At 55.9% G+C, this 12666-nt stretch carries 11 protein-coding genes; 1 reads left to right on the top strand and 10 read right to left on the bottom strand.

All coding sequences use genetic code 11. The annotated features are described in order from the left end of the window. Nucleotides 1-66: 66 nt before the first annotated feature. The 3 genes from BMW84_RS04155 to BMW84_RS04145 all read right to left on the bottom strand — a co-directional run bounded on the left by BMW84_RS04155 (nt 67) and on the right by BMW84_RS04145 (nt 4271). On the bottom strand, nt 67-915 hold the full coding sequence (locus tag BMW84_RS04155) for a GNAT family N-acetyltransferase (protein ID WP_091064770.1): 849 nt from the start codon (nt 913-915) through the stop codon (nt 67-69). 159 nt (nt 916-1074) lie between these two features. Continuing rightward, a complete protein-coding gene (locus BMW84_RS04150; protein WP_091064767.1) occupies nt 1075-1440 on the bottom strand; it encodes a DUF4180 domain-containing protein in 366 nt (121 codons plus the stop codon). Between the two features lie 17 nt (nt 1441-1457). Continuing rightward, the gene (locus BMW84_RS04145) at nt 1458-4271 is read right to left on the bottom strand and encodes a glycoside hydrolase family 2 TIM barrel-domain containing protein (protein ID WP_091064764.1); all 2814 of its coding nucleotides are present in this window, start codon (nt 4269-4271) and stop codon (nt 1458-1460) included. 126 nt (nt 4272-4397) lie between these two features. Here BMW84_RS04145 and BMW84_RS04140 point away from each other — a divergent pair, with 126 nt between their 5' ends. Beyond that, a complete protein-coding gene (locus tag BMW84_RS04140; RefSeq protein WP_091064762.1) occupies nt 4398-4967 on the top strand; it encodes a histidine phosphatase family protein in 570 nt (189 codons plus the stop codon). 37 nt (nt 4968-5004) lie between these two features. On the opposite strand, the gene BMW84_RS04135 is transcribed toward BMW84_RS04140, so the two are convergent. From BMW84_RS04135 to BMW84_RS04105, 7 genes are all read right to left on the bottom strand, one after another. Then, on the bottom strand, nt 5005-5862 hold the full coding sequence (locus tag BMW84_RS04135; RefSeq protein WP_091064760.1) for an SDR family oxidoreductase: 858 nt from the start codon (nt 5860-5862) through the stop codon (nt 5005-5007). Next, the gene (locus tag BMW84_RS04130; protein ID WP_091064758.1) at nt 5859-6290 is read right to left on the bottom strand and encodes a MarR family winged helix-turn-helix transcriptional regulator; all 432 of its coding nucleotides are present in this window, start codon (nt 6288-6290) and stop codon (nt 5859-5861) included. Before BMW84_RS04130 ends, BMW84_RS04135 begins: the two co-directional genes overlap by 4 nt. A 188-nt stretch (nt 6291-6478) precedes the next feature. Beyond that, entirely contained in the window at nt 6479-8329 is a 1851-nt protein-coding gene (locus BMW84_RS04125; protein ID WP_091064756.1) for an ABC transporter ATP-binding protein, read from the bottom strand. Beyond that, nucleotides 8313-10061, bottom strand: a complete 1749-nt coding sequence (locus BMW84_RS04120) for an ABC transporter ATP-binding protein (protein WP_091064754.1) — start codon at nt 10059-10061, stop codon at nt 8313-8315. Before BMW84_RS04120 ends, BMW84_RS04125 begins: the two co-directional genes overlap by 17 nt. A gap of 104 nt (nt 10062-10165) precedes the next feature. Further along, nucleotides 10166-10651, bottom strand: coding sequence for a nitroreductase family protein (locus BMW84_RS04115; RefSeq protein ID WP_091064751.1), 486 nt, complete (start codon nt 10649-10651; stop codon nt 10166-10168). Next, nucleotides 10611-11003 (bottom strand): hypothetical protein, encoded by a 393-nt coding sequence (locus BMW84_RS04110; RefSeq protein WP_091064750.1) that lies wholly within the window; start codon nt 11001-11003, stop codon nt 10611-10613. Before BMW84_RS04110 ends, BMW84_RS04115 begins: the two co-directional genes overlap by 41 nt. A gap of 378 nt (nt 11004-11381) precedes the next feature. Next, nucleotides 11382-12659, bottom strand: a complete 1278-nt coding sequence (locus BMW84_RS04105; protein ID WP_091064747.1) for a glycoside hydrolase family 27 protein — start codon at nt 12657-12659, stop codon at nt 11382-11384. Between the last annotated feature and the right edge of the window lie 7 nt (nt 12660-12666).

Raw genomic sequence — 12666 nt, 5'->3', positions numbered from 1 at the left:
GGATTGTTCTAGTATTCGTCTTCACTTCGACAGCTTACCCTCTGGAGTTCACTCCAAGTCAACTCTTTATTTCAAATCAAGGGGCAGGCGATAATACGGAAGAGTGTAGGTCGGCCGAAAGCCCAAACGTACTGCGAGCCGGTAGGAACCTTCATTATCCCTGCGGCAGGCCCATACCGGTTCCAGATCATGTGCCAGGCAGTAATCGATCAGCGCTGAGCACACGGCATACGCGTATCCGGTGCCGCGATATTCCGCTGTGGTCTCGATACCGATCTCCAGCTTGCTTCCTATCCGGCATGACGAGAACGCCGTCGATGCGGGTGCGCCGCCATGCAGCAGCGTAAAGCCTGCGCCTTCGCTGGCAAAATGCTTGGCATCGCGCCAGAAATAGCGGGGAACCACCGCGCCCTGCAAGGCTTCGAAGAGCGTTTCGTCCGTCCGCACCAATTCTCCAGCCGGCGGGACGACGTTCTTTTTCCCGGTCGCATATTGGTCCCGGTCGAACGCAAAGTTCACTCGGACACTCCGTTCAATCTGCTGCCCTCCCGTTTCTTTCGTTCCGCTGCCGCGGCTGACTTCGCGATTGCATATCTCCATCACGGAATCCGTCCACGCTTCCCACGCCTCGGCCGGGTCGGCCTGCAGCCATTCCGTAAAAGTGCGTTTCCCGGACATACCGGTCACGTATTCGATAAATGCCTGTTGAAAGGCCGGACTCCCCGGTTCGCCGAATAACAGCGACATCCCGTACGGATGGACGACATAAAAGGTTCGCGGGTTGGCCGGATGATCGCCATACAGTTTGCCGGATACCTTTTTCAACAATACTGATTCAGCAAACAATGTATTTATCGGGCTTTGCCTTAACAACTCCAGCGCCTCCGGATAAAACGCCGGTTCCAATTCGATCATGCAGCAGCCTCCTCTTCCACAGGTCCTATTTGATTCAATAGAATAGCAGACCGCTCCGAAATTAGGTATAAATTACCTCATAACCCTCTACACCGATTCCCGTTTGTATAAAAAAGCCGCCCTGGAGGCCAAGGATGGCTCCGGGACGGCTTGATGGGTTTATACGGCGTGCAGGGCTTGCAGCGCTTCCTCCCTGCTGTTCAGGAAGAAGATTTGCTTGCCGTTGTTGCATTCATAGATGAAATCTTTAAGCGCTTTGCTGTCATACCGGGAATAATCCCCGACAATCGCCAGCTTGAAGCCGTAATTGACGTACTTTTGCAGGATTTCGCCTGCTATCCTGGTTTTCAGGTCAAAAAATTCTTCTACGATGTTCTCCTGATGGAGCAAAAGCTTGTTGCAGTCGTGGTTATACGTAACGGTGGCCATCAGATCAAGCGCATCCTGCACGTCGCGGAGCACAAGCGTTTCGCTCTCCACAACGGCGACGCCGGATGAACCGGCGCGGTCGACGGTAATAATCATTACTTCCTCCTTGAAACTTAATGGATGAGTTGGCGCAGTTCTTCCCCATTCGATTCATGCTGCGGATTAAATTCGTCCGAGGCCATATAAGCGGCAATGCTGGAGAGGAACTGCCGGCCTTCCAGCGTATCCTGCACCTTACGGAAATCCAGCGGGCATACCAGCAGCTTGCCGGCGCCGACCCGGCATTCAAACAGGAAGCCGAGTTTATGGTTGCGTTCGAAATTATCGATGGTTTGCACAATCGGGCTCCAGTCATTAGCCGTGTCATCCATAATGATCGATTTGGAATTCTCCACAAGGTTCCACCACGGGTATGTGGAGTGGGTTTCGCTTTGGAAGCCGCGCAGCACCGGGTGTACGTTGTCGATCAAGAGCCCCATCGTGCCGACCGGTACCGGCCGGTTCATGCTCTCCGAGATGGAACGGAACATTGGATAACACCAGAAATCCGTGCAGTAAAAGCCTTCTATGGCATTCTCAAGCGACTCCGGCTTTGGCATCAGCAGCACGTTTTCGCCTTGTCGGAGCAGCTCCAAAGCATCGTCAGACAGTTCATCGAATACGCGAACGCCGCTGAGCGGGTCCTTATTTTGCTGCGGATAGATCCAGAGATCATAGGTTTTACGGACATCGGTGCCTTCAATCCACAAGGATAAAACGGCTTTACGCATAACCTCGACTTCAGGAAGCAGCGCCGTAATGGCTCCGAAATCAAAATAGTTGGCTTCCCCGGAGGCTCCGGCTTTGGCTGCGCCTTCCGCAAGTATACCTTGCTCCGTCTTCAATGCCCAGTGCAGGTGGAAAAATTCAGGCGACTCCGCCCGGTACCAGGCAAGCTCAGCAGATGCTTCAAACCGTTCCCCGGACGCATAGTTGAATTTCGGGAAACGCGCCATCACCACGGCATCGCCGCAGAATGTCCGCCAGTCCTCCGGCGTAATCAGGCCTTTGGAGTCCATAAAAGCATCCAGTACGCCGACAAGCGCCGTACCCTGGCCGCTGAAATCCTGCAGGTCAAGCAGCTGGAACCCGGCCAGACGGCGGGAACGGAACGCAGCTTCCAGCTCCTCCTTATAACAATCCATGGCAAGCTGGCCGGAGTTCTCGAAATAAGCTTTGGCCAAATGACCAAGTCCTTTGCTCTCCAGGCGTTCGCGGAATACTTCGAAGTTATGGGCTTTCAGCGAGCCGGAATATTTAACGATCTCTTCAAAATCCGGGAACGTCGCGTATTGTCCAATTTCATGGGACACGACCGGAATTTGCGGAATCCATTCGCCGGACCCGTCGCCGACCTGAACGGTTTTCGCCTCGGTGCCGTACTGAATTTGGATAGTTGCCCCGGAAGAAAGCTCGGCATCGCTTGCATTCCGGAAATCCGGCGGCACGATCTGATCGTCGTAATCCTTCATCGTGCCCGGCAGATCGGTTTGCACGTGGCCAAGCGGCGCATCGCACATCGCATAGGAGCCGCGGAATAACCGGTCGCGGGAGAAACGCACACCGCTGAAGAAGTCGTCATGCTCCAGAATTTCCGGCATGAACTGATGATTGTTCGATCCCTGTGTGTACAAATGCCGGCTGTCGAATTCCTTGTATTCCTTAAGAATCGCATCGATCTTCTCGCGGCTGCCCCACAGCTCGTTGCCCAGCGACATCATCACGAACGAAGGGTGGTTGCCGAACGCCTTGAGGATGGCATACCCTTCGCTGATGAGATAGTCCTGCTCTGCCTGGTTGTGGTTCTCGTCCGCTTCGGTCGTAATCGTTCCCCAGAACGGAAGCTCCGGCTGCATATAAATTCCCAGCATATCGGCAGCCGTAAATGCCGCTTCCGGAGGGCAGCAGGTGTGGAACCGGTAATGGTTCATGCCGTACGCCTTGGAAATGCCCAGGATTCTTACCCATTCCTCTACATCGGTCGGTGCATAACCGGTCAGCGGAAAGATGAGGCCGTCATGTTTGCCGCGGAGAAAGGTTTTGGCGCCATTGATCGTAAATTTATCGCCGGCTGCCCCGAACTCGCGCAAGCCGAAAATAACCTCCTGGCGGTCGGTCTCCTGCCCTTCGGCGTCCTTGACGGTAAGGCGGATCTTATACAGATTCGGAGCCGCTTCGCTCCACAGCAGGGCATCTTCGCCAAGCGCGTAGCGGACGTTTAGAGCGCCGGGAATGACGGCGTAACTCCGCTCCTCTGCCTGATGTACGGTTTCGCCGTTAAAGCTTTCGGCCGATACCGTTACGCTTGCAGCACCCGTGCCGTTCAGAGCCGCTGAGATCATTACGCTGCGTTCAGCCAACTCCGGATCAAGCCGGATATCGCTCAGATAAGCTGCTCCGTAGATTTGAATCTCCATTCTGCCGGTAATTCCGTTCCAGTTCGTCTGCGTGTCCGGCGAAGTCAAATGGCCGCCTTTGGTCGGATAACCGGTATTATCTACCCGGACCGTCAGCGTATGCCGGCCCGCCTGCAGCTTGCCGGTCAGGTCATAGATATGCGCCGTATTCAGGCTGTTACGGCTGCCCAGCTCTTCGCCGTCCAGCCAAACCTTAGTCATGCGGGTACGCTCCAGATACAAAAGAGTGTTGCCGCCTTCCGGCAGCTCGGGGATCTCCACTTCCTTGGCATACCACACTTGTCCTTCAAATAAATATTCGTCCGTCAACGCCCCGATCAGCTTGTTGTCATTTTTCGGCCCTTTGCGCGCATGCGACGTCGTTCCGGGTAAATCGATCACATCATTATACGATTCCGGTAGGGTATATCCCGTATGTTCTTCGTCGATCAGCAGCTTCCATTCGCCAGCCAGATTAATTTTTGTTAGCACAATTTCACCCCTAGTATAATATCAACACTAACATTATACATCATCGCCGGACCCTGTTCATCGTTTTCTGTACATACGGCCGGTTCCCGTTATGATTAAACTATTACCCATATCAAGGAGGGCTTCATGATTACCTCAATTTATATGATCAGGCATGGCGAATCGCCGCGGACCGGCGGAACGGAACAAACGCGCGGACTTAGCGAAAAAGGAAGCGCTGACGCCGAGCTTATCGGTGAGAGGCTTGCCGGCGAAGGCATTGGAATTTTCGTATCCAGCCCCTACACGCGCGCCGTACAGACGCTTGAACCACTGGCTCGTCTAGCCGGCAAGCATATTACAACGCACGATGATTTACGCGAACAGCGTTTTTCCGGTGCAGTTACCCGTATGCCGGATGCTGAGCTCATGCCGCTGCTGAATCGTTGCTATGCAGACCCAGACTATGCCTTGCCGGACGGCGAATCCAACCGGGCATGCCAAACCCGAGCGACAGCTGTGCTTCGGGACCTGCTCGCTGCCTATCCCGGGCAAAAGATCGCCATTGGCACCCACGGCGCCGTGATGGCGCTGATGATGGCCAGTTACGACCCGAGGTACGATCTGGACTTCATGCTTAAGGCGTCCAAGCCCGATGTATACCGGATGGATTTTGCAGACAACCAGTTGCTGCGGGTGGAACGCCTGTGGACTTGATCCGGCATGGCTGCGGCTATGGCCTTCTGATTCGGATTCAGTCGGAAAAACAAGCCAAATGAGCTTTCGCGAAATCATAAAAAGACCGCGGCTCGCGGCCGGTCAAACGCCGGAAATCCGGAGCAACAGCTTTGGCCGTCCCCATCCGGGTCATAAAGTACAGCGCGACCGTAACGTTGACATAAGCTTTGTCCAGTCCCCGCCGCTTGATCATCCGGCTTCTGTATTGCAGATAACCCGGTTTAGCATACGTAATCGTCCGGCCCGTCACTTCGCTCAAAATCCGGGCAACCTGGTCATAATCCAGCGCTTCGGCACCGGTCAAGGTGTGGGTGGTGTTGCGGTATTGCTCGGGAGCGTGAAGCAAAGCCGCTACGGCAAGCCCGATGTCGGCCGCATCGATAAAGCTGGTTTTGCTCTTTCCCGCAGGGATGAAGATGCGGTTCTCCTCCTTGATTTCCGCTGCATGGATGCCGGAGATATTTTGCATAAAAAATCCGGGACGGACGTGGGCATACGGAATGCCGGCGGCTTCGATGCGTTTTTCGATTTTGTGATGCGGCGGAATCGTATTTTTCTCCACGCCCATCAGCGAGAGGAAGGAGACCAGAAGCAGCCGGCGCGTTTTTAAAGCATCGATAAAAGGATATAAATCTTCAGGTTTTCCTAAATGCGGCGGCCGGACCAGAAACACTCTGTCCACCTGCGTCAAAGCCGATTCAAAGGTGCGGCTGTCGGTAAAATCGAGCCGAACACATTCCACTCGGCCGCCGAATTTGGCGTTTAATTTTTGCGGATCCGTACCTGCAGCCACTACCTGCTCGCTGAGCCGCAACAACTCCTCCACCACATAACTGCCGACATTCCCCGATGCGCCTGTGACCAAAATTTTCATTGCCGTCTCTCCTTCTTTCCCAGAATATCCGTGGCTTTCTGCATGAGATTGATAAACAATGCAAATTCGGCCTCGCCCATTTCTTCTTCTAAGCGTTCAAGATTCCGGTAATATTCCTCCGCCATTGTGGAGACCAACGCCCTGCCGGATGGCGTAAGTTCAACGCTGTAGCTTCTCCCGTCGCTGGAGGAGGGGATTTTGCGCAGAAACTGCTTTTTCACCAGCGAATGGATGATTGTCGTGACCGAAGGTTTGGAGATTTGAAAAAAAGCGCTGAGCATCAGCGGGGTTACCTGGCCCGCCTGCCTTTCGACGAAAATCAGCGCGCCCATTTCACTGGAACGTACCGGGAGTTCCTTTCTGACATTCGTCTGCTGCCGGCAAAACAACCCGATAATCTCTGCGCTTCTGCCGATAAGTTCGTCCATATGTGACCTCTTCCATATAGTTAGTCTGTCTAACTATATAGTTGCATAATCCAGGATTCCTGTCAAATTAAACGCAGGGCTTTTATCTTGAATCCCTACATGCTCTGCAGAATAAAAACAGCAGCAACCGCTCCCTGATCGAAAAAGAGTCAGCTACTGCTGTATATAAGCAGGTACGAAGCCTGCAATTAAGAAACATCCTCCTGGATCGCGCGTTTGAACTGGCTGTTGTACAGCTCGTGGTAAACGCCTCCGAGCGCAAGCAGCTGCTCATGCCGCCCCTGCTCGACGATCCGTCCGCCCTGTATGACCAGGATGCGGTCGGCGTCTCGGATCGTGCTTAGCCGGTGAGCGATCACGAAGCTGGTCCGCCCCTGCATCAGCGCCTTCATCGCCGCCTGGATGTTCATCTCCGTCCGCGTATCCACGCTGCTGGTCGCTTCATCCAGAATCAGGATTGCCGGATCGGCGAGAATCGCCCGGGCAATCGTGAGCAGCTGGCGCTGGCCGTGGCTGAGATTGCCGCCTTCCGGTCCCAGCTTCGTGTCATAGCCATGCGGCAGCCGGGCAATGAAACCGTGGGCGTTGGCCAGCTTCGCCGCCTGCTCCACTTCTTCGTCTGTAGCTTCCAGCCGGCCAAAGCGGATATTGTCGCGAATCGTGCCCGAGAAGACGAACGCGTCCTGGAGCACCATCCCGAGCTGGCTGCGCAAGGCATTTTTGTCCATGTTCCGGATGTTGCCGCCGTCCAGCAGAATCGCCCCGCCAATCACCTCGTAGAACCGGGTAATGAGATTAACGATCGTCGTCTTGCCGGCTCCGGTCGGACCAACGAGCGCGATTTTCTGGCCCGGCTCCGCCCGGAACGATACATCCTGCAAAATCAGGGCATCCGGCTTGTATCCGAACGATACATGGTCAAAGATCACTTCGCCCTTTAGGCGCGGCAATTCGCTCCGTATTTCTCCGTCATATTCGCCTGGCGTATCCATCACTTCAAAGACCCGCTCGGCACCGGCAATCGCCGACTGAATCAAATTGTATTGGTTGGCAAGCTCGGAGATCGGACGGCCGAACTGCTTCGAATAGTTGAGGAAGCTCACGATCACCCCGACCGTTGCGAGCTTGTGATAGACGAGCAGACCGCCCGCGCCGGCGATGAGCGCAAAGTTCAGGTTATTGATCAAGTTCATGACCGGACCCACCAAGCCGGAGACGATTTGCGCCTTGATGCCGACTTTATTCAGCTCGTCGCTGTTCCCGCGGAAACGTGCGACCTCAAGCGCCTCCCGGCGGTACTGCTTTACAACCTTTTGCCCGGTGACCGTTTCTTCAATGTATCCGTTCAGTTCGCCGAGATGCTTCTGCTGGTTCTTGAAAAAGCTCCGGCTGAGGCCGCTTATCTTGCGGCTGGCCAGCAGGACCAGCGGTACCGTGATTAGGGCAATCAGGGTCAGCGAAACATTCAACGTAAGCATAATGACGAGCGATCCGCTCAGCATGATGATGCTGTTCAGCAGCTGCGTGACGCTTTGGTTCAGCGAGTTCGAGACGTTGTCGATGTCGTTCGTCGCCCGGCTCATCAGCTCTCCGCTGACATGGGTATCAAAGAACGGCACGGGAAGCTCCTGATATTTGGCAAACAGATCGCGCCGCAGTTCGAGCACCGTATTCTGGGACACGGCCGTCATGACGTATGCCTGGACCCAGGCCACCGCGCTGCCAAGCGCATAGATGCCGAGGATGAACAGGCAGAAGCGCAGAAGCAGATCATAATCGCCGGGAATGACCGCCTGATCGATCGCTTGGCCGATCAGGTAAGGGCCGAGAAGCGAGACGAGCGCATTTAACGCGGTAAAAATATACACCGTAATCAGTCCGGCCCGCTGACGGTTCAGGTACGTCCAGATGCGCCGGATCGTGGCCGAGCGGTTTTTGGCCCGTACCTTCGGCACAACGCCGCGCACCGGCCCGTGTCCGCCCTGCGGGCCCCCGGCGATTCCGCCCGGACCCGGAGGACGGTTATGGATGCTGGACATAAGGCTCCGCCTCCTCTTCCTTAAGCTGCGACTGCCGGATGTCGCGGTAAATTTCACTGCCCTGCAGCAGTTCTTCGTGTGTTCCCTGCGCGGCGATACGGCCGTTCTCAAGCACCAGGATCCTGTCCGCATCGATGACAGAGGAGACGCGCTGGGCGATCAGAATCTTGGTGCTGTCCTTTAGCCGTTCCTTGAGCCGCTGGCGGACCCGCGACTCCGTCGCCGCGTCCAGTGCGCTGGTGCTATCGTCCAGAATCAGTATTTTCGGACGGATCATCAGCGCCCGGGCAATCGAAAGACGCTGCTTCTGACCGCCGGACAGATTCACGCCGCGTTGGCCGAGCGGAGTATTGTAGCCTTCGGGAAGCCCGGAGACAAAATCGTCGGCTTCGGCGGTTACCGCCGCCTGCCTTACGTCATCGATGCCGGCATTAGTCCGGCCGTATGCAATATTGTCTCGCACCGTCCCGCTGAACAATATTGTCTGCTGCATCACCATTCCGATGTTCGCGCGCAAATCATCGAGCGCAATCTCGCGGATGTCGGTTCCGTCTATGGTGACCGAGCCGGAGGTCACATCGTACAGGCGCGGGATCAGACTGACCAGCGTGGATTTGCCTGCCCCGGTAGCGCCAAGGATCGCTACCGTTTCACCCGGTTCGGCGACAAAACTTACGCGGTTCAGCACCAGATTTTCGTCCGTCCGGTCATAGGCGAACGAGACATCGTTAAATTCAATTCGCCCCGTGCGGATCGCGCCGGTCGCCGCATCAGGTTCATCGTGAATTTCGCTTTCGGTCGCCAGCACTTCGTTGACCCGGTCAGCGGATACTTTGGCACGCGAGACGAAAGTCAGCATATTGCTCAGCATCATCATCGACATGAACAGCTGCGTAACATAGTTGATATAAGCGATCAGATCGCCGATCGGCAGGCCGTGATGCCAAGTGCGCAGCCCGCCGTACCATAACACGGCAACGATGCTGGCGTTCAGGATCAGCATCATCAGCGGCTGATTCAGCGCCATCAGACGAATCGCCCGGATCGACATCCGGTTGTATTCGCTGTTGGCATTGTCGAATCGCTCCTGCTCATGGCGTCCCCGCACAAAAGCTTTGATGACGCGTACGCCCGACAGATTTTCCTGCAGAACCGTATTTACGCCATCCAGCTTCACCTGCATTCTGGAAAACAGCGGAAACGACAGGCGGATCAGCGTATACAGCAGCCCAAACAGCAAAGGTACCGCGACAAGCAAGATCAGCGTCAAAGCCGGGCTGATCCGGATCGCCATGACCAAACTGCCGACCAGCAGCAGCGGCGAGCGGACGAACATCCGCAGAATCATTTGGACAAAGGTCTGCAGCTGCACGACATCGTTGGTCAGCCGGGTAATGAGAGACCCGGTCTTCAGCCGGTCCAGATTGCGGTTCGAGAAGGTCTGGATATGCTCAAACAACCTGATCCGCAGATCATTGCCGAAATGCTGGGAAGCATAGCTGGAAAAGATGCTGCAGCCTACCCCGCCGATCATGCCGATCACGGCTACGCCGATCATGGTCAGTCCGGTGGAGACGATATGCGCCATATCATTCTTCAGGATGCCGTGATCGACTATGCTAGCCATCAGCGTCGGCTGGAGCAGATCCATAAAGACTTCGACAATCATACATAACGGTGCAAGGATGCACCACCATAAATACGGCCGCAAATGGCCTCGCAATTTCCACATTCCGATCACCTTCGTTTAATTCGGAACCGGCATGTGCCGTCGGCGGACGCCGCCCCGTAAATAATAAGTTGTTGCGCTCATTGCTATTGCGCTTGCCGCCGGCCTCAGGGCAGAAGGGTCAGTTTATCAGCGATCGAAGTACGCGGACGAACATTCGGAATCTCCTCGGGATAACCGATCGCGAACAATCCGACCACATCATAGCCCTCTTGGACGCCAAGGATTTCACGGTTCTGCGGCAAAGCGCCCATGGAAGCCCAATAAGCGCCAACGCCGGCTTCATGTGCAGCCAGCAGGAAGTTTTGCGCAAAGCACGCAACCGCCAGCAGGTTCTCATCGCGTTCGAACGCAGTCGCCGCCGGCTTCGACAGCAATGCCAGCACAACCGGTGCATGCCCGAAGTCCGTCTTGTGATTCAGCTTCGCCCGCGTTGCCGGGCCAACCCGCAGCAGCTCCCAAGGCTCATTCATCCGGTGATTCGGCGCATAACTGGCCGTCTCCAGCCAATGGAGCAATGCTGTCTCCGCAATCGGGTCCGGTTTAAAGGATTTAATCGTTCTGCGTGTCCTGATCAGTTGGTCCATGCTCATCGGTTTCACTCTCCTTTGGATAATTTGGGTTGCCCGGCCCCTGCCCGGCAACAATTTCGCGAAGCTCGAACATATGGATGAACTCCTGAATGATCGCATCCGTCGCCTTCAGCTCCCCGCTGATCACTGGCCGGATCGAATCCAATTCCGGCTGCTGCAGCTGCTGCTGCAGTGTGGCCCGTTTAACGTTCAGCCGTTCCAGAAAAGCGATCGCCCGGCCGCGCCGGAACGTCTGCGCGCTCTGGAATTTCTTCTTGTCATCCCCGCCATGCTCGCGGCAGTCCCGTTTGTCCCAAGGCTCATGATGGTCGTGTCCGCGGTGGTCGCGATGCTCCGGTCTATCCTCTTGCATGCTGGCCCCCCTCTCTTCAAGTGAATCTGTATACAATTGTATGCATTCTTGCCCTCGTATACAAATGTATACGCATAGTTGAGGGGTGTCAATATTCTCAGAGTGAAGTGCATGCTTGCCTAAGCCGCTTCGTTGCACATTGCACATTGGAGTTGCTTCCAAATGTCCGGGTTATAAATACCATTGCATTTTATACAATAAAATTCAGTCAAATAGTTCTTTTTCGTCCAGAAATGGAAAATCCGTTGCGCAATATGCAACGGATGAAAGAAATTTGCCCTTGTTCGCGGTATTCCGCTGCACAAAATGCAACGAAGCGGATCAAGCGAGGCAGTTAAACCCGCTGTCCGCTTCAATCGCTCCGCCCTTCTAGCTCGCTTAGAGCTTAAATAGCAGCGCGCCATGCGGTGCAACCGTCGCCGACAGCACGCCGCCGGTTAACGCCCGCGCCTCACCGGACCATAGCTCGGTCGCGGTCACAGCGATCCCTTCGCCGGCGCCCAGCTCGGCGAGGGACACCGCCACCTCGGCCGGCGCTTCGCCGGTGTTGAACAAGGCGGCGTACCGCTCGCCTTGCGGTCCCTGCGCCGCCCAAACGACCTTGCCGTCCGCGCGCGATACCTTGCGCGCGCCTTGTCCCGTGCGGTGCAGCTCCAGCACCGCACGGTTCGTGAGCAGCGACAACGTCCACGCGTCGTTGTCGCGCAGCTCGCCGCCGAACATGAGCGGCGAGCGGAAGATCGCCCACAGCGTCATCATCGTGCGCTGTTCGTCCCGGGTGAACCGGGTCATCCGGTCACCGCCGGCGCTGCGGATGCCGATGCGTCCCAGCGGCAGCATGTCGCAATCCGGCCAACAGCCTGCTTTCGGCCGGCCTTCCCAGGTTTCGCAGCGGTCGAACATGTCCAGCAGCGCCGGCCAGTGATCCCAGAAATCGTCGGTCATCCGCCACAGATTCGCGTTGGCTTCGAAGAAATCGGCATGTTTGACCGGGGCTGGTCCCGGCGACAGGCTCAGCACGATCGGCCGGCCCACATGGTCGATCGCGTTACGGATCAGTTCGATTTCAGCCAGATGTGTCCCCCCGTGCAGCCAGGAATCGGCGATGTCATCCACCTTGATGTAATCAACGCCCCAGTCCGCATACAGTTCGAACAACGAATTGTAATATTGCTGCGCGCCTTCCTTGGAGGCGTCCACGCCGTACATATCCGTGTTCCAGCCGCAGAAGGAACAAGTATGCGCGATGTCGCGCGCCGTTTTGTCCGTTCCCTTAATCGGCGTGTTGTCATGGACGGCTTGCCGCGGAATCCCGCGCATGATATGAATGCCGAACTTCAGGCCCAGGCTGTGCACGTAATCCGACAACGGCTTGAAGCCTTGTCCGTCCGCTGCGGACGGAAAGCGGCTCGGTGCAGGAATCAGCCGCGAATAGGCATCCGTCTCCAGCCGCACAAACGGGCGGTACTGGTCAGAGACAGCCCCGGGCTCGGACCACTGGATATCGACGACGACATATTCCCAGCCGTAAACCTTCAGATTCTCCGCCATATACTCCGCATTCCCGCGGACTTCTTCCTCTGTAACGCTCGCCCCGTAGCAATCCCAGCTGTTCCAGCCCAGCGGCGGCGTGGGCGCAAATGTATGATGTCTCATGATATTC

Origin of the sequence: Paenibacillus sp. NFR01 (assembly GCF_900111565.1) — a bacterium.
GTDB lineage: Bacteria > Bacillota > Bacilli > Paenibacillales > Paenibacillaceae > Paenibacillus_AQ.
This window is presented reverse-complemented; position numbering and strand designations above follow the sequence as displayed.